Below are 17,857 nucleotides of genomic sequence, written 5' to 3' on the forward strand. Positions count from 1 at the left end.
GCCGATTGCGTATCCTGGCGAGCTTGGCCGATTGCTTGGCGGCAGTACAGGAGTACGGATGAACCGCGTCTATCATCACATCCTCGTCTCGCAACATATCGCTGGCGGGCGCCGCTGAGCATGCCGTCACGTCTGCGCATCGTTCTCGCACTCGGCAGTGCACAGACCCTGGCCTGGGGCTCGACCTACTACCTGCCGGCCATTCTCGCCGAGCCGATGGCGAGCGAACTGGGCATCTCCACCGGCAATGTATTCGCCGCGTTCTCCCTGGCACTGATCGTCACCGCCGTCCTCGGGCCGCTGTCGGGCAGGCGCATCGACCATAACGGCGGGCGCGATGTGCTGGCGCTTTCCAGCGTCGTCTTTGCTCTCGGCCTGGCCATGCTCGGTCTGGCCAACGGGTCGCTGATGCTTTGGGCTGGCTGGTTGGTGATCGGCATCGGCATGGCGCTGGGCCTTTACGAGTCGGCCTTCTCCACGCTTGCCGGCATCTACGGCCGCGACGCGCGTGGCGCGATCACCGGCATCACCTTGCTTGCCGGCTTCGCCAGTACGGTGTGCTGGCCGATCAGCGGCTGGTTGAATGCCGAGTTCGGCTGGCGCGCCACATGCCTCACATGGGCCGGAGCGCATCTACTGCTCGGGCTGCCATTGAACCGGCTGCTGATTCCGGTTGGCGTCCAGCCGGCCCCGACCGCGGCAGAGCAAGCGCAGACAGACGGACCTTCAGGTGCAGGATTGACCATGGCGCTGCTGGCCTTCGTCTTCGCTGCCACCTGGTTCACCAGCACGGCGATGGCGGCGCACCTGCCACGTCTGTTGCAGGAGTCCGGGCTGTCGCCGACAGCGGCCATCGGAATCGCGGCGCTGGTCGGGCCGGCGCAGGTCGGGGCGCGCTGTCTGGAGTTCGTCCTGCTGCAGCGCTTCCATCCGCTGATCTCGGCGCGCCTCGCCGCCATCGCCCATCCCATCGGTGCGGTTGGCGTGATGCTGGCGGGTGCGCCTGCGACCACCGCATTCGTGCTTCTGCATGGCGCTGGCAACGGCATTCTGACCATCGCCAAAGGCACCTTGCCGCTGGCGATATTCGGCCCCCATGGCTATGGCCTGCGCCAGGGTCTGCTGATGGTGCCGGCACGCTTCGCCCAGGCGTTTTCGCCGCTGGTGTTCGCGCTGCTGATCGATGACTTCGGTACGCGGGCGCTGTGGCTGTCGGCGGGGTTGGGGGTGTTGGCCTATGCCGCGCTGACCTTCCTGCAACGCCGGGCGCATGGGCTGGCCTGACTGCTGGCGATAAAAAGTCCTTTCAGCGTGGCAACGCCGCGAGCAGCATCGCCTGCTGGTCTGCGCTCAAGCCGAGAAACACGCGTAGCGCGGCGTAGGCATCGTTGGCCGCGTAAGCCTGCTGTGCCTCGGTCAGCACGGGGTTCGCCCAGTTCGAAGTGGCCACGCTGCGGGATTTTTCGATCCGGGCGTCGAGCACCGCGGCCACCGCACCCCGCAGGCCGACCTGTCCCTTCTTGCCCTGATAGCGAAGCACCGAGCCCAGATCCAGCAGACTGGCCGGCCGGATGCCCAGCTTGCCGTGCAGCCTGGAACGGTCCGACTTCAACCCGAAACCGATCTTCACCGGTGCGGGCGCTTGCAGGATGGCGCCGGCCGCTTCAACGCAGCCGGGCACGCCGATCCTGAACAGGTAGGCCTTTGCCGGTGTGGCGAACTGGATCAGGTGCGGACCGCTGGAAACTTCGCCCACCTTGAAGGTCGGCTTGGATTCGGTATCGAAACCGATGCAGGCAAAACCCATGATTTCTTCCGCCGCCGTACGAAACTCGTCCGCGTTCGAGGGGGTGACGATGCTCGTCGGCGCCAGTCCGTCGAAGCGCGGCAACCGGTCGATGTCCGGCTGCTGGCGGATATGAATGATCAGCTTCTGCGACAAGCTGGCGTCCTCCGAACGCTGATGATCGAGTCAGCCTGTGGCAGCGGTGCCGACACGGTCGAGGTGCGGCCGCTCGTCAATTGACATCTGCAGTGCAAAGGCAGGCCATCAATTCTTCAACTGGCTGGCGAACTGTCCGACCGCGCTGACCACGCGCTGCGCGCCGTCCTGGATCTCGACGATCACCGCGCCGGCCTGATTGGCGAATTCCAGACCCTGCTCGGCCTGGTCGCGGCTGGCGGACATGCTGTGCACGGCAGTCTGCGCCAGGTCCTGATTCTTCTGCACGACACCGACGATTTCCTCGGCGGCCTTGCTGGTACGGGCTGCCAGCTGGCGAACCTCGTCGGCCACCACGGCGAAGCCACGGCCCTGATCACCGGCCCGTGCGGCTTCGATGGCGGCGTTGAGGGCCAGCAGGTTGGTCTGATCGGCAATACCGCTGATGGTCTTGAGGATCGCCCCGATCAGTTGCGACTGCTTGTCCAGCGCCTCGATACCGTCGGAGGCTTCCTGCATCTGCTGGGCGATGCGATGCATCACCTCGACCGTCTGCTGGACCACTTGCGCGCCGCGCTGAGCGCTGAGGTCGGTGTGCTGGGAGGTGTCGTAGGCAATCGTTGCGGCGTCGGCCACGGCCATCTCCCGGTTCACCTGGTCGGTGATGACGGTGGCGAACTTGATCACCTTGTACAGCTTGCCGTAGGCATTGAGCACCGGGTTGTAGGAAGCCTCGAGCCAGACGATCTGACCGTGGGCATCGATACGCTTGAAGCGTTCGGCGATGTACTCGCCACGGTTGAGGCTAGCCCAGAATTCGCGGTAAGCCGGCGACTCGTTTTCCTCACGCTCACAGAACATGCGATGGTGCTTGCCCTTGATCTGCTCGAGTCGGTAGCCCATGCAGTCGAGGAACCGCTGGTTGGCTGTGAGGACGTGCCCGCTGAGGTCGAACTCGATCACCGCGGTGGAGCGCAGCAGCGCATTGATCACGCTCTCGTGTTCGCGCGAGGTTTCGATGGTTCGGGTCAGGTTGGTGGCACACAGGGTGTAGTGGTGCAACGTGCCATCCGAGCCCTTGATTGGCTGCCAGATCGAACGCAGCCAGGCTTCTTTGCCGTCGGCCCGCAGTAGTCGGTAGGCGCCGGTGAGATGCTCGGCGCGCTGCATGGCGGTCTTGAGGCGTGCGTAGTTCGCCTCGGTACGAAACTGCTGGCTGAAGAAGTCGTCGACGGAACGGCCGATGAGGTCGTCGCTGCGATAGCCCATTTCGCTTAAAAATAGCTCGTTGGCGTGCTGAATGCGTCCTTGCGGGTCCAGTTCCAGGACCATCATCTCCCTGTACAACGAGTTCTTGATTTGCTGGTTGATTGCAGCGTCTTCGCGCAACTCAGCTAGTTCTCGTTTCAAGTTCTTGTTGAACATTTGCTGGCATCCAGTGAAGGGCAAGACCGCCCAATCACTTGATCGGCGCCTGAAGCGTTTTCCTTAGTCGCCCGCCAATGGTTTGTTCTAATACCGGCGATTGAATTGGCCTATCGCCGGCGGTTTCATTTCTCCCAATCGACTGGGCAATCCTTGCAGCCTTCCATGTTGGTGCCCTGGAAGGTCGCGTAATGCCGGCGCGCGCCGGTCAGCACGGCGTTGCCCAGGTTGGCGTCGTTGAGCTTGGCTTCCTGCAGGTTGGCATCGGTGAGGTCGGCGCCCAAGAGGTCGGCCTTGCTCAGCCAGGTCATTTCCAGATCGGCGGCGTGCAGCGTGCTGTCGTGCATTTTGGCACCACTCATGCGAGCGAACTCGAGGTAAGCGCCGGTGAGGTCGGCGCCCTTGAACTGGGCGGCCTGGGCGAACAGGCCCCAGCCCTGAACGGCGATCAGCCGGGCATTGGTGAAATTGGCCAGGCGCAGGTTGGCCTGTTGCAGGCTGGCGCGGTTAAGCGTGGCACCCGTGAGGTCGGCTTTTTCCAGATTGGCCAGGTCGAGGTTGGCGTGGCGCAGGTTGGCACCGGCGAGGTTGGCACCGGCGAGGTTGATGCGGCGCAGATCCTGATTGCTGAGGTCGGCGCCGCGCAGGTCGGCGTTGGCACACTGGCTCTCGGGCTGGAGCAGGCAGCCGTTGATGGTCAGAGGGCCGTCATCTGCAGCGAAGGCGGACGCGCTGGCCAACAGCACCAGTGGCAGAAGCAAGCGGTTAGGGGTGTTCATGGGAAGTCACCTGGGGCAGGTAAAAGAGAGAAAGCAGTCGCGCGGCGTTTCTGGCCTGTCGGCGAGAGCGCCAACCCGCAGCCGGCTAGGCCAGGCATGCCGCGCGAACCGCTGTACCTTGAGGACATCATGAGGCGTGCCCGCACGCTGGCGGGCACGGCTCGACTCATCGCTTGGCGGTCTTCTTCTCCCAATCCGGCAGTTTGAATACCCAGAAGGAACCACCCTGGGCGACCGGCTTGGTCAGTACGGCCATGTCGCCGCCCCACAGCGGCACGGCGCCGCCGTAACCGACCGTCACGCCGATGTACTGCTCGCCGTCCTGTTCCCAGGTCACAGGCGGGGAAATCACGCCGCTGCCGGTCTGGAATTTCCACAGTTCATCGCCGGTTTTGGCGTTGAAGGCCTTGAAGTAGCCGTCGCTGGTGCCGGTGAAGACCAGGTTGCCTTTGGTCGCCAGGACGCCGGCCCACAATGGCAGTTTTTCCTTGTGTTCCCAGGCCACCTTGCCTGTGGTCGGGTCCATGGCGCGCAGGATGCCGACGTGATCGTCGTACATGCGCTTGATACGGAACCCCTGGCCGAGATAGGCCGAACCCTTCTTGTAGCTGACTTCCTCGGTCCAGTAGTCCTCTTTCCAGTGGTTGGCCGGTACGTAGAACAGGCCGGTGTCCTGGCTGTAGGCCATGGGGTTCCAGTTCTTGCCACCGAGGAAGGGTGGGGAGACTTCGACCGACTTGCCGTGCTTTTCGCCCGGCTCGGGCTTGGGCGGGCGCTGGCCCTCGTTCTCCACCGGTCGGCCGGTTTTCAGGTCGATGTGGCTGGCCCAGGTGATGCCATCGACGAAGGGAAAGGCGTTCTGCAGCTTGCCGTCCTTGCGGTCGACGACATAGAAGAAGCCGTTGCGGTCGGCGTGGGCGGTGGCCTTGACGGTCTTGCCGTTCTTGTCCTTGTAGTCGAACAGCACCAGCTCGTTGTTGCCGGAGAAGTCCCAGGCATCGTTCGGGGTGTGCTGGTAGAACCACTTCACCTCGCCGGTGCTCGGATCGACGCCGACCTGCCCGGAGGTGTAGAGGCTGTCGTAATCCTTCGGGTTGCCGCCATCGCTGGTGCGCTCCCAGCCGTTCCACGGGGCGGGGTTGCCGGCACCCACGATGATGGTGTTGGTTTCCGGGTCGAAGCTCGCACTCTGCCACGGCGCGCCGCCGCCCTGGCTCCAGGCTTCCTTCTTGCCGGTCGGGTGGTTGGGATCGTCCGGCCAGGACGGCGCCTTGATGTCGCCGGTGGGGGTACTGTCCTTGCCATTGAGACGGCCCATGTGGCCTTCGACGAAGGGGCGCATCCAGATTTCTTCACCGGTATCCGGGTCGCGGGCGAACAGCTTGCCGACGATGCCGAATTCGTCACCCGAGCTGCCGTGAACCAGCAGCACCTTGCCGGTCTTGGAGTCTTTCACCAGCGTCGGTGCGCCGGTCATGGTGTAGCCGGCGCTGTGATCGCCGAACTTCTTGTTCCAGACGACCTTGCCGGTGTCCTTGTTCAGTGCCACGACACGGGCGTCGAGGGTGCCGAAGTAGATCTTGTCGCCATAGATGGCGGCACCGCGGTTGACCACGTCGCAGCACGGGCGGATGTCGTCGGGCAGGCGATGGGCGTAACTCCACAGGCGCTTGCCGGTCTTGGCGTCGAGGGCGAAGACGCGCGAATAGGAGCCGGTCACGTAGATCACGCCGTCATGAACGATGGCCTGGGATTCCTGGCCGCGCTGCTTCTCGTCCCCGAAAGAAAACGACCAGGCCGGGGTCAGTTTGAATACGTTGTCTTCGTTGACCCGTGCGAGCGGGCTCCAGCGTTGCGCACTGGTGCCCATGCCGTATTGCAGGACGTTCTCGGTGGAGAGGTGATCATTGGCGATGTCTTCCCAGCTGACCGGCTTGGCCTGGGCGGCTGCGGCCAGTGCGAGGCTGCCGGTCAGCGCCAGGCATTGCACGGCAATGGCGAGGGGGCGTTTGCTGCCGGGGTGCGATCTTGTTGTCATGGTTGCGATTCCCTTGGTCGATTCGGACGAGGCCGCCGTATGCCGGTGGCCTGGCGATTCGATTATTGGGAGTGCGCCACGGGTGCCGACACGGAAAAGCTCCCGCGAATGCCGGGAATACTTCCCAAGCCCCGCTGATTTGGCCTTGCTACCAGTGGCGTGCCGAAGGTGGTAGTAAAACCTAGTACCAAGGGAGGAGATGCAGGCATCCAAAGCAGGATTCTGCCGATGCACTGACACGGCCAACATGACCACCATGCGCTCCGATGGGGCTGCCTTGCACAGGTTCTCGAATAGAGGGTGGTAGTCATGAATAACAAGATCTTTTTGCGCTCACTGCTGGCAGCGGGTGTTCTCGGTATGTCCGGCCTGGTTCTGGCGCATGGTGACGTGACGCCTCAGGCGGTCAACACCAAGGGTTTGCCTGAGCTTGGTGAGCAATGGCTGGACGAGAACCCCTATCGCGGTTCAAGCGAGCACCACGACCTGGCGGTCGAGATCGGTTCTTCCGCCTACAACCAGAACTGCGCGCGTTGCCATGGTCTGGAAGCCATTTCCGGCGGTATCGCCCCCGACCTGCGTGAACTGGAAGCCAGTTACGACGGTGATGAGTGGTTCAAGGAGCGCGTTATCAACGGCGCGGTCCGTGATGGTGCCGTGTACATGCCGCGTATGGCCGACACCCTCAGCCAGGAAGCGCTGTGGGCGATCCGTACCTATATCGAAAGTGAAGCGGCCAAGCAGTGATGAACGCCGTCCGGCTGGTTCTGTCGCTGTGGCTGACACTGTGCTGCGCGCTGGCGCAGGCGGACGTGGTCAAGGTGCGCGCCTTCGATGACATCATCGAATCCGGTGTGCTCAAGGTGGCGATGTACGAGAACTTTCCGCCGTACAGCTACCAGCAGGATGGCCAGCCGCGCGGGGTCGATGTGGCGTTGGCGCGCAAGCTCGCCGAAGGGCTGGACCTGAAGCTGGAAGTGCTGTGGGTGACGCCGGACGAAACCCTCGACGACGACTTGCGCAATTTCATCTGGAAAGGGCACTACCTGCGGCCCGGCGTGCTGGCAGACGTCATGCTGCGTGTGCCCTACGACCGCGAGTTCGCCTACAAGCGCAACGAGCTGGGTGAAGTGATCAACGAGCTGGTGGTGATGTTCGCGCCCTATCAGCGCGAGCGCTGGCAGACCGCTTATGATGACCGTCGCATCGACGAGGTGCCGAGCGTGGCGGTCTTTCAATACCACCCGATCGGCGTTGAAGTGGACAGCGTGCCTTCGTTCTACCTGTCTTCGGTATTCGAGGGCCGGCTGGCGAAGCACACCCACCACTACCCGAGCATCCGCGAGGCATTCGCTGCGCTGCAGCAGGGCGAGGTGGACGCCACCATGGCCATGCGCGCGGAGATCGAGTGGCTGCTCGACCAGGCCGACGACGAACACCTGAAGCTCGCCGAGAACGCTTACCCGAACATGGGCAAGCAGGTGTGGGATCTCGGCATGGCGGTGCATGAATCCAACCGGCAGCTGGCCTACGCGCTGGAAGAAGTGCTCGAGCCGCTGATTCTCGACGGCGAGCTGGAAAAGCTCTACGCCAGCTACGGCTTGAGCTACGAGTTGCCCGGGTTGTACCAGGATGTGGAGAGCGACGTGGCCGGACGCTGACCGGTTGCGCCATGCCGATCCCGCTGCGGATCGCCGTTCGAGGAGTCGACATGAGCGTCCGAACCTTGCTGCTGATGATGGTCCTTCATGCGCCGAGCGCCCTGGCGGCCGAGGCCGATCCACTGCAGTCGGTGATGTGGGAATACCACCACAAGGGCTTGCTCAACAGCGAACCCTACGTGTTCGATGAGCGCGTAAAGGTGCAGGTACCGCCATTCGCCGAGGATTCGCGGCAGGTGCCGGTGCACATCGATGCCAGAGCCCTCGGTGACGAGGTGGTGCGCATCGAAGCCTGGGCCGACCTCAATCCCATCCCACGGATTTTCACCTTCACGCCTGGCGAGCAGGTCGTGCCGCTGGTCGCCATCCGCATACGTGTGGAACAGGCGACACCGATCCGTGCGGCGGTGCTGACCCGTGACGGTGTCTGGCACATCGGCTCGGCCAAGGTCGATGCTGCCGGTGGCGGCTGCACGGCGCCGAGCGTGGTACGCGCCCAGCCAGGCTGGGAAGATCGCCTCGGTGAGGTCATCGGTGGGCGCTTCGCCCGCGGCGATTTCAGTCGTTTGCGCCTGCAGGTCTCCCATCCGATGGATAACGGCCTGGTCGGCGGCATTCCCGAATTCTTTCTCAACCAGGCCGAGCTGCGCGATGCCGACGGGCAGGTCCTGGCGGAGCTGGAACTGTATCCGGCGGTCGCCGAAAACCCGAGTCTGAGCCTGGAAGTGAAGGGCGCGCAGGACACTCGCCTGTGGCTGCGTGACAACAACGGCAACGAGTTCGAAGCCGCGCTCTGAGCTGACCAGCCCGCACTCTCCCTAGAGCCAGCAACCAAGCCAAGGAGGCGTCATGCGCCTGTTGCTCCTGATGTTCGCGTTCTGCCTGACCCTGCCCGCACACGCCGAGCTGCGTTACACCCTGCAGCCGCGGCAGATCGCCGATGACGTGTGGCTGCTGGAAGGCTCGACGGACAACTTCGACAAGGCCAACGGCGGCAATATCGTCAACACCGGCTTCATCGTCACCGACGCCGGCGTGGTGGTGATCGACAGCGGCCCGTCGCGGCGTTATGGCGAGGCGATGCGCGCGGCTATCGCGAGCGTTACCGATCGCCCGGTCATCAAGCTGCTGCTGACTCATCATCACCCCGACCACGTCCTCGGCAACCAGGCATTTGCCGATGTGCCCATTGCCGCGCTCGCCGGTACGACCGAGCTGTTGCGCGAGCAGGGCAACGCCATGGCCGAGAACATGTACCGCCTGGTTGGTGACTGGATGCGCGGTACGGAGGTGGTGCTGCCATCCGAGACCCTGGCGCCCGGCACGCTGGAGATCGGCGGGCGTTCCCTGCGTTTGCTGGCGTTGCGCGGTCACACCGGCGCCGATCTGGCCATTCTCGACGAACGCAGTGGCGTGCTCTTCGCCGGCGACATTCTGTTCTACCAGCGCGCGCTGACCACGCCGAACAGTCCAGGCCTGGATGTCTGGCTGCAAGACCTCGATACGCTCGAGGCATTGCCCTGGACGCGCCTGGTCGCTGGCCACGGCCCGGTGGCCGATGACGCCGCGCCTTTCCTGCAGATGCGCGACTACCTCGGCTGGCTGGACGGCCTGCTGCGAGAAGCCGCCAATGGCGGGGCGGACATGAACGAGGTGATCCAGAGCCCGATCCCCGAGCGCTTCGCCGGCATCAGCCTGACCCGCTATGAGCTGATCCGCAGCGTCAGTCATCTGTATCCGCGTTACGAAGCGATGGCGCTGCAGCGTGTCGACGAGTGAAGGCGCGCCCGCGGCGCGCCGGTTGATGTTCCACTCCAGTCGCTACCTTCAATCACTGCAGCTGTAGCTGATCGCCACGTTCCTGCTGCCAGTCGTCCAGGCTGGGTGCGGCTTCCTCGCCAGCCATGCGGTGGATGATGGTGAAATAGTCCTGCTTGAAGCGATCCTGCATGATCTCGCTGCGATTGCGAACCTTTACCGCGTAAATGCTCTGGACGTTCTGGTGGTCGAATTCGCGCCAGTACTGCTCGTCCTTCAACAGGCTATAGCGATGGTTCTCCAACTCGGCGATGACGGCTTCGCTATCCAGTCGGCCGGCCCGCCCCACGGCATCGGCCCACTGCCGGACGATGCCGTAGGCTGACGCTGCGGTGCTGCCGGGGTAGGCCTGATGCAACGCGATGTAGCGATCGACGAACGCCTGGCCGGTTTCGCTTTTCTCCCGCTGCGGTACCCGCCAGGTCCAGGCTTCGGTGCCGATCACGTTTTCCATCACCAGCGGTCCGGCCTGCTCGACGATGCTCTGGGTGAGGTTGGGCGCGATGATCTGCATGCGCTTGCCCAGTTCCAGGGTGTGCGCCAGGCGCATGGTCTGTACCAGATCCTGGCCGAGCAGGACGATCACCAGCACATCCGCGTCGCTGGCGGCAGCCTTCTGAAGTGCGCTCAGGTAGTCGTCGCGACGGGCACCTCGCGCGGCGATCTTCGAGTAGCCATGGCGTGCGCGGTCGCGGCTCTTGGTCGCTTCACGCAGGGCCTGCTCCATGCTGTGGCCCCAGGCATCGTCGAGGCTGATGTAGTGGTAGCGGCGGTTGGGCATGTGCCAGCTCAGGTATTCACCGAGTACCCGGGCGCTCATCCAGGCACTGTTGGACTCGCGGAACAGGTGGCGATGGCCGTCCCGCCCGGTGATCTCGTTGGCGTAGCCGAGGGTGGGGAAGTACAACAGGCCGAGTTCGCGGGCGCGCTGGCCGGCGCTCAGCGCCTCTTCGCTGTTGGCGCCGCCGAAGATCATCGCTGCGCCCTGTTTGGCGAAACGGTCGACATTGGCACGCGCCTTTTCCGCGCGTGCCGCCGAATTCAGGCTGACCAGCTCCAGGCGCCGGCCCAACAAGCCGCCCCCCTGATTGATCTGGTCGACGGCGAGCAGGGCACCACGGCGCAGCTCCAGACCTTCGGACTTGTAGTTTCCGGTGCTCGGGTAGTTGAGGCCCAGGCGGATCGGCTCGGCCGCCTGGGTACTTTGTAGCGTGAAGATGAGAAGGGCGAAGATCAGGGTGGAGCGAAGCATGGCTCTTATCCTTCTGAGCGAGGGGTGTCCGTTTTAGGGGCTTGGACAGGCTCAGCGGAATAGTCTTTTCCGGCCATATGGGTGCGACTTTCGGTGCCGCCCGGCATTGACTGCGGGCCGAATCACGCGTCTTTCGTGGCCTGCAGCGGCGTATTGCTACCAAGGGAGGAGGAAAATCGGTACTGCGGGCAATTGTTGGCGAGGCGGTGCAAACCAAGAATCACCCACAGACCGGGAAAATTTCCCGGCATAACAATGAACCCGCAGAGGTAGCCGCAATGAAGCACACCGGTCTTCGCAAGCCCTTCGCCTTGACGGCGCTATGCGCCGCGGTGGCGATGTCCAGCCTGCACGCCTGGGCCGTAACCGACCAGGAAATCCTCAACGACGCCAAATCCATCGATCAGATCGTCACCAACGGTCTGGGTTTGCAGGGCCAGCGCTATAGCACGCTGGACACGTTGAACACCAATAACATCAATCAGTTGCGACCGGTTTGGGGTTTCTCTCTCGGCGGTGAAAAGCAGCGTGGCCAGGAAGCGCAGCCGCTGATCAAGGACGGCGTGATGTACATCACCGGTTCCTACTCGCGCGTATACGCACTGGATGCCCGGACCGGCAAGGAACTGTGGCAGTACGACGCCCGCCTGCCCGACGGCATCATGCCGTGCTGTGACGTGATCAACCGCGGTGTGGCGCTGTATGGCGACCTGGTGATCTTCGGCACGCTGGATGCCAAGCTGGTCGCCCTGAACAAGGACACCGGCAAGGTCGTCTGGAAGAAGACCGTCGCCGACTACAAGGCTGGCTACTCGCTGACCGCCGCGCCGCTGGTGGTGAATGGCAAGCTGATCACCGGCGTTTCCGGTGGTGAGTTCGGCGTGGTCGGCAAGATCGAGGCCTACGACGCGAAGAACGGCGAGCTGCTGTGGACCCGTCCGACCGTGGAAGGCCACATGGGTTACGTCTGGAAGGACGGCAAGAAGGTCGAGAGCGGCATCTCCGGCGGCGAAGCCGGCAAGACCTGGCCGGGCGATCTGTGGAAGACCGGCGGTGCAGCTCCATGGCTGGGTGGCTACTACGATCCGGACACCGACTCGCTGCTGTTCGGTACCGGTAACCCGGCGCCGTGGAACTCGCACCTGCGCCCAGGCGACAACCTGTACTCGTCCTCGCGTCTGGCCCTGGACCCGAACGACGGCTCGATCAAGTGGCACTTCCAGTCCACTCCGCATGACGGCTGGGACTTCGACGGCGTCAACGAGCTGATCTCCTTCGACTACCAGGACGGCGGCAAGACCATCAAGGCCGCCGGCACCGCAGACCGTAACGGTTTCTTCTACGTGCTCGATCGCACCAACGGCAAGTTCATCCGTGGCTTCCCGTTCGTCGACAAGATCACCTGGGCCAAGGGCCTGGACAAGAACGGCCGTCCGCTCTACGACGAAACCCACCGTCCGGGCAATCCTGCCGACGCGGACAAGGGCAAGTCGGTGTTCGTCGCACCGTCCTTCCTGGGTGGCAAGAACTGGATGCCCATGGCCTACAGCCAGGACACCGGCCTGTTCTACGTGCCGTCCAACGAGTGGGGCATGGACATCTGGAACGAAGGCGTAGCCTACAAGAAGGGCGCGGCCTACCTGGGTGCCGGCTTCACCATCAAGCCGCTCAACGAAGACTTCATCGGTGTGCTGCGCGCCATCGATCCGAAGACCGGCAAGGAAGTGTGGCGCTACAACAACTACGCTCCGCTGTGGGGCGGCGTGCTGGCCACCAAGGGTAACCTGGTGTTCACCGGCAACCCCGAGGGCTACCTGATGGCCTTCGACGCCAAGACCGGCAAGAAGGTCTACGAGTTCAACACCGGCTCGGGCGTAATCGGTTCTCCGGTCACCTGGGAAATGGATGGCGAGCAGTACGTTTCCGTTCTCTCCGGCTGGGGTGGTGCGGTACCGCTGTGGGGTGGCGAAGTGGCCAAGCGCGTGAAGGACTTCAACCAGGGCGGTATGCTCTGGACCTTCAAGCTGCCGAAGGATCTGGTCGCCAAGCGCTGATCAGCCTGCGTTACGCAAACCCGGCGATCGTCGGGTTTGCGCAAACAGAACCCCGGTCGCCATGGCCGGGGTTTTGCCGTTCTGGCGCCAGGCAAGCGATAGGCGCCGGGGCGTGATACCTGGGGTAAATGGCTTGGGCTCGAATAATCCACCTCCAGCCCGATGACGCTGCGTTTCGATCAGCGTCATCGGTGCCAGCGATGTGATGAAAAGATCCTCAACGATGTGGTGAGGACAGTCCGGGACTATCTCGTATTGCGTGAGGAAGCCGCCCCGCAGCCGGCTGACAGCGTTCCGCAGAAACACGAACCCCGCCAACAGGCGGGGTTCGGTGCTTACGTAGACGGGCGCGGGATCAATCTTCCAGCGAGCCCATGGCGGTGGTGTTGAAGCCGCCGTCGACGTAGAGGATTTCACCGCTGATGCCGGAAGCCAGATCCGAGCAGAGGAAGGCTCCGGCATTACCGACTTCGTCGATGGTGACGTTGCGGCGCAGCGGGGTCTGCTTCTCGTTGGCGGCGAGCATCTTGCGGAAGCTGGCGATGCCGGAGGCGGCCAGGGTGCGGATCGGGCCGGCGGAGATGCAGTTGACGCGGGTGCCTTCCGGGCCAAGGCTGCCGGCCAGGTAGCGAACGCCGGCTTCCAGACTGGCCTTGGCCATGCCCATGACGTTGTAGTTCGGCATGGTGCGCTCGGCACCCAGGTAGGAGAGGGTCAGCAGGCTGCCGTTGCGGCCCTTCATCATCTCGCGACCGGCCTTGGCCAGGGCGACGAAGCTGTAGGCGCTGATGTCGTGGGCGATCTTGAAGCCTTCACGGGTGGTGACTTCGGTGAAGTCGCCGTTGAGCTGGTCGCCGGGAGCGAAGCCGACCGAGTGCACGATGCAGTCCAGGCCGTCCCACTTCTTGCTCAGTTCTTCGAATACGCGGGCGATGTCTTCGTCATTGGCGACGTCGCAGGGGAAGCACAGCTCCGGGCCCGAGCCCCAGCCGGCGGCGAATTCCTCGACGCGGCCCTTGAGCTTGTCGTTCTGGTAGGTGAAAGCCAGTTCTGCACCTTCGCGATGCATGGCGGCGGCGATGCCCGAGGCAATCGAAAGTTTGCTGGCAACGCCGACGATCAGTACGCGCTTACCGGTGAGAAAACCCATGTGCTTGTCCCTCTTCTGGTTGTTCGGCAGCGCCGGGCGCCATGAAGGCGGATTCCAGCAGCTGCTGTGTATACGGATGTTGCGGTGCCGCAAAAATGTCAGCGGCCGCACCCTGTTCCACCACCTGGCCCTGCTTGACCACCATCATCTGGTGGCTGAGCGCCCTGACCACCGCCAGGTCATGGCTGATGAACAGGTAGGTCAGGTTGTACTTGGCCTGCAACGAGCGCAGAAGCTCTACCACCTGACGCTGTACCGTGCGATCGAGCGCCGAGGTCGGCTCGTCGAGCAGTATCAGCGCCGGCTTCAACACCAGAGCCCGGGCAATGGCAATGCGTTGCCGTTGTCCGCCGGAAAACTCGTGGGGGTAGCGATGCCGAGTTTCCGGATCGAGGCCAACCTCCACGAGCGCGTCAATGATTGCCTGTTCCTGCTCCTTGGCATTGCCCATCCGGTGGATGTGCAACCCTTCGCCAATGATCTGCCCAACCGACATGCGTGGGCTCAGGCTGCCGAAGGGGTCCTGGAAGACCACCTGCATCTGCCGGCGCAACGGCCGTACCTGGCGCTGCGACATGTTCTGCAGGCGCTGGTCCTGGAAGCGGATCTCGCCGCGACTACCCAGCAATCGAAGGATAGCCAATCCAAGCGTGGACTTGCCGGAACCGCTCTCGCCGACGATACCCAGCGTCTGCCCCTTGGGCAGGCTGAAGTTCACACCGTCCACCGCCTTGATGTGGTCGACGGTGCGTCGCAGCAGCCCTTTCTTGATCGGGAACCACACGCGCAGGTCGTCCACTTCCAGCAATGGCGCCGCTTCTTCGACCGCCACCGGACCGCCACTGGGCTCGGCCGCGAGCAGTTCCTGGGTATACGGATGCTGAGGTGCGCGGAACAGATCTTCACACAACGCCTGTTCGACGACGCGACCGCGCTGCATGACACATACGCGATGGGCAATGCGCCGAACCAGGTTGAGATCGTGGCTGATCAGCAGCAGCGCCATGCCCAGGCGAGCCTGCAACTCCTTCAGCAGTTCGAGGATTTTCAGCTGCACGGTGACGTCCAGCGCCGTGGTCGGCTCGTCGGCTATCAGCAGTTCAGGCTCGTTGGCCAACGCCATGGCGATGACCACCCGTTGCCGCTGTCCGCCCGACAGTTCGTGCGGGTAGGCGCGGATGCGTTTGCGCGGCTCCGGGATACCGACCAGTTCCAGCAACTCCAGCGTGCGGGCGGTTGCCGCCTTGCCACGCAGGCCCTTGTGAATCTCCAGCACCTCGTTGATCTGCTTGCCCACGGTGTGCAGCGGGTTGAGCGAGGTCATCGGCTCCTGGAAGACCATGGCGATGCGATTGCCACGTATCTTGCGCATGGCCTTTTCATCGGCTTTCAACAGGTCCTGACCGTGGAAAAGGATCTGCCCTTGCGGATGGCGGGCGAGCGGGTAGGGCAGCAGGCGTAGGATGGAATGGGCGGTGACCGATTTGCCCGAGCCGCTTTCGCCGACCAGCGCCAGGGTTTCGCCCTTGCGAATGTCGAACGTCACGCCCTCGACGACACGTTGGACCTGCTCGCCGGTGACGAACTCGACGGCCAGATCACGGACCTCGACCAGATTCTCGGCTATCGGTTGTTCGGCCATGTTATTTCCTTGGGTCGAAGGCATCGCGCGCCGCCTCCCCGATAAACACCAGCAAGGTCAGCATCACCGCCAGCACCATGAAGGCGCTGATGCCCAGCCAGGGGGCCTGCAGATTGGCCTTGCCCTGGGCGACCAGCTCACCGAGCGACGGCGAACCGGCCGGCAGGCCGAAACCGAGAAAATCCAGCGCGGTGAGCGTGCCAATGGCACCGGTGAGAATGAACGGCATGAAGGTCATGGTCGAAACCATGGCATTGGGCAGGATATGGCGGAACATGATGGCGCCGTTCTGCATGCCCAGCGCGCGGGCGGCGCGCACGTATTCGAGGTTGCGCCCGCGGAGGAATTCGGCACGCACCACGTCCACCAGGCTCATCCACGAGAACAGCAGCATGATGCCCAGCAGCCACCAGAAGTTCGGCTGCACGAAGCTGGCGAGGATGATCAGCAGATAGAGCACCGGCAGCCCGGACCAGATTTCCAGCAGACGCTGGCCAACCAGGTCGACCCAGCCGCCATAGAAGCCCTGCAGGGCGCCGGCGATGACGCCGATCACCGAGCTGATCAGGGTCAGGGTCAGGGCGAACAGCACCGAGATGCGGAAGCCGTAGATCACCCGGGCCAGCACATCGCGCCCCTGATCATCGGTACCCAACCAGTTCTCCAGTGACGGTGGCGCGGGGGCGGGCACCTGCAGTTCGTAGTTGATGCTCGAATAGTTGAAGGGAATGACCGGCCAGACCATCCAGCCGTCCTTCTCGGCGATCAGTTCCTGGATATACGGGCTCTTGTAGTTCGCCTGCAGCGGAAACTCGCCGCCGAAGGCCGTTTCCGGATAACGCTTGAACACCGGGAAGAACCATTCGCCGTCGTAGCGCACCACGATCGGCTTGTCGTTGGCGATGATCTCCGCGCCAAGGCTGAGCACGAACAGCGCGAGGAAGATCCACAGCGACCACCAGCCACGCTTGTGCGCCTTGAACAGCGCCAGGCGGCGCTGGTTGAGGGGGGACAACTGCATTTCAGGCCTCCCTGCTTTCGAAATCGATGCGCGGGTCGACCAGCGTGTAGGTCAGGTCGCCGATCAGTTTCACCACCAGTCCGAGCAGGGTGAAGAGGAAGAGGGTGCCGAACACCACCGGATAGTCGCGGTTGATTGCCGCCTCGAAGCTGAGCAGGCCGAGCCCGTCGAGGGAAAAGATCACCTCGATCAGCAGCGAGCCGGTGAAGAACATACCGATGAAGGCGGCTGGAAAGCCGGCGATGATGATCAGCATGGCATTGCGGAACACGTGACCGTAGAGCACGCGATTCTTGCTCAGGCCCTTCGCTCGTGCCGTGATCACGTACTGCTTGTTGATCTCGTCGAGAAAGCTGTTCTTGGTCAGCAGCGTCAGCGTGGCGAAGTTGCCGATCACCAGCGCTGTGACGGGCAGGGCCAGGTGCCAGAAGTAGTCGATGATCTTGCCGCCCAGCGTCAGGTCGTCGAAGTTGGTCGAGGTCAGACCGCGCAACGGAAACCAGTTCCAGTAGCTGCCGCCGGCGAACAGCACGATCAGCAGGATGGCGAAGAGAAAGGCCGGAATGGCGTAACCGACGATGATCGCCGAGCTGGTCCAGACGTCGAACTTGCTGCCGTGGCGCGTGGCCTTGGCGATCCCCAGTGGAATCGAGGCCAGGTACATGATCAACGTGCTCCACAGGCCCAACGAGATGGAGACTGGCATCTTCTCGATGATCAGGTCGGTGACCTTGGCGTCGCGGAAGAAGCTCTCGCCGAAATCCAGCCGCAGGTAGTTGCTGAGCATGATCCAGAAGCGCTCGGCGGGTGGCTTGTCGAAGCCGTACAGGCGTTCGATCTCGGCGATCAACTCGGGGTCCAGACCCTGGCCACCCCGGTAGCTGGTGCCTGCGACTGCGACTTCCGAGCCACCGCCGGCGATCCGGCTGGTGGCGCCTTCGAAACCTTCCAGTTTGGCGATCGCCTGCTCCACCGGGCCGCCGGGCGCGGCCTGGATGATGATGAAGTTGATCAGCAGAATGCCGAATAACGTGGGGATGATCAGCAGCAGTCGGCGAACGATGTAAGCCAGCAT

At 63.3% G+C, this 17,857-nt stretch carries 15 protein-coding genes; 6 read left to right on the top strand and 9 right to left on the bottom strand.

What is annotated here, in order from left to right:
* Positions 1-120: 120 nt before the first annotated feature.
* The gene (locus P5704_000750) at positions 121-1,284 is read left to right on the top strand and encodes an MFS transporter (GenBank protein WOF79068.1); all 1,164 of its coding nucleotides are present in this window, start codon (positions 121-123) and stop codon (positions 1,282-1,284) included.
* Positions 1,285-1,306: 22 nt separating this feature from the next.
* On the opposite strand, the gene P5704_000755 is transcribed toward P5704_000750, so the two are convergent.
* The 4 genes from P5704_000755 to exaA all read right to left on the bottom strand — a co-directional run bounded on the left by P5704_000755 (position 1,307) and on the right by exaA (position 6,184).
* A complete protein-coding gene (locus tag P5704_000755) occupies positions 1,307-1,942 on the bottom strand; it encodes a 3'-5' exonuclease domain-containing protein 2 (GenBank protein ID WOF79069.1) in 636 nt (211 codons plus the stop codon).
* Positions 1,943-2,050: 108 nt separating this feature from the next.
* Positions 2,051-3,367: a PAS domain-containing methyl-accepting chemotaxis protein gene (locus tag P5704_000760; protein WOF79070.1), complete on the bottom strand. Its 1,317-nt coding sequence runs from the start codon at positions 3,365-3,367 to the stop codon at positions 2,051-2,053.
* A gap of 125 nt (positions 3,368-3,492) precedes the next feature.
* Positions 3,493-4,146 carry a pentapeptide repeat-containing protein gene (locus P5704_000765; GenBank protein ID WOF79071.1) on the bottom strand — a complete coding sequence of 218 codons (654 nt, stop codon included), beginning with the start codon at positions 4,144-4,146 and terminating at the stop codon, positions 3,493-3,495.
* 166 nt (positions 4,147-4,312) lie between these two features.
* Entirely contained in the window at positions 4,313-6,184 is a 1,872-nt protein-coding gene (gene exaA, locus P5704_000770; protein WOF79072.1) for a quinoprotein ethanol dehydrogenase, read from the bottom strand.
* A 309-nt stretch (positions 6,185-6,493) separates the two neighbouring features.
* On the opposite strand from exaA, the gene pedF reads away from it, so the two are divergent.
* The 4 genes from pedF to P5704_000790 are packed head-to-tail and all read left to right on the top strand — an operon-like array spanning position 6,494 to position 9,624.
* Positions 6,494-6,931 (top strand): cytochrome c-550 PedF, encoded by a 438-nt coding sequence (gene pedF, locus P5704_000775; GenBank protein ID WOF79073.1) that lies wholly within the window; start codon positions 6,494-6,496, stop codon positions 6,929-6,931.
* Complete coding sequence (locus P5704_000780; protein WOF81140.1) at positions 6,931-7,845, top strand: transporter substrate-binding domain-containing protein; 915 nt, start codon at positions 6,931-6,933, stop codon at positions 7,843-7,845. The genes pedF and P5704_000780 overlap by 1 nt, the downstream gene beginning before the upstream one ends.
* Positions 7,846-7,895: 50 nt before the next feature.
* Positions 7,896-8,642: a quinoprotein dehydrogenase-associated SoxYZ-like carrier gene (locus tag P5704_000785; GenBank protein WOF79074.1), complete on the top strand. Its 747-nt coding sequence runs from the start codon at positions 7,896-7,898 to the stop codon at positions 8,640-8,642.
* A gap of 52 nt (positions 8,643-8,694) precedes the next feature.
* Positions 8,695-9,624, top strand: coding sequence for a quinoprotein relay system zinc metallohydrolase 1 (locus P5704_000790; GenBank protein WOF79075.1), 930 nt, complete (start codon positions 8,695-8,697; stop codon positions 9,622-9,624).
* Between the two features lie 52 nt (positions 9,625-9,676).
* Here P5704_000790 and P5704_000795 read toward each other — a convergent pair whose 3' ends face one another.
* A complete protein-coding gene (locus P5704_000795) occupies positions 9,677-10,915 on the bottom strand; it encodes a substrate-binding protein (protein ID WOF79076.1) in 1,239 nt (412 codons plus the stop codon).
* Between the two features lie 278 nt (positions 10,916-11,193).
* Here P5704_000795 and P5704_000800 point away from each other — a divergent pair, with 278 nt between their 5' ends.
* On the top strand, positions 11,194-12,969 hold the full coding sequence (locus tag P5704_000800) for a PQQ-dependent methanol/ethanol family dehydrogenase (protein ID WOF79077.1): 1,776 nt from the start codon (positions 11,194-11,196) through the stop codon (positions 12,967-12,969).
* Between the two features lie 355 nt (positions 12,970-13,324).
* On the opposite strand, the gene fabI is transcribed toward P5704_000800, so the two are convergent.
* From fabI to P5704_000820, 4 genes are read right to left on the bottom strand one after another with little or no spacing between them, the layout of a single operon-like run.
* Positions 13,325-14,119: an enoyl-ACP reductase FabI gene (fabI, locus tag P5704_000805; GenBank protein WOF79078.1), complete on the bottom strand. Its 795-nt coding sequence runs from the start codon at positions 14,117-14,119 to the stop codon at positions 13,325-13,327.
* Positions 14,100-15,746 carry an ABC transporter ATP-binding protein gene (locus P5704_000810; protein ID WOF81141.1) on the bottom strand — a complete coding sequence of 549 codons (1,647 nt, stop codon included), beginning with the start codon at positions 15,744-15,746 and terminating at the stop codon, positions 14,100-14,102. The genes fabI and P5704_000810 overlap by 20 nt, the downstream gene beginning before the upstream one ends.
* 16 nt (positions 15,747-15,762) lie before the next feature.
* On the bottom strand, positions 15,763-16,782 hold the full coding sequence (locus tag P5704_000815; GenBank protein ID WOF79079.1) for an ABC transporter permease: 1,020 nt from the start codon (positions 16,780-16,782) through the stop codon (positions 15,763-15,765).
* Position 16,783: 1 nt separating this feature from the next.
* On the bottom strand, positions 16,784-17,857 hold the full coding sequence (locus tag P5704_000820; GenBank protein WOF79080.1) for a microcin C ABC transporter permease YejB: 1,074 nt from the start codon (positions 17,855-17,857) through the stop codon (positions 16,784-16,786).

Origin of the sequence: Pseudomonas sp. FeN3W, from assembly GCA_030263805.2 — a bacterium.
In the GTDB taxonomy this organism is placed as follows: domain Bacteria; phylum Pseudomonadota; class Gammaproteobacteria; order Pseudomonadales; family Pseudomonadaceae; genus Stutzerimonas; species Stutzerimonas stutzeri_G.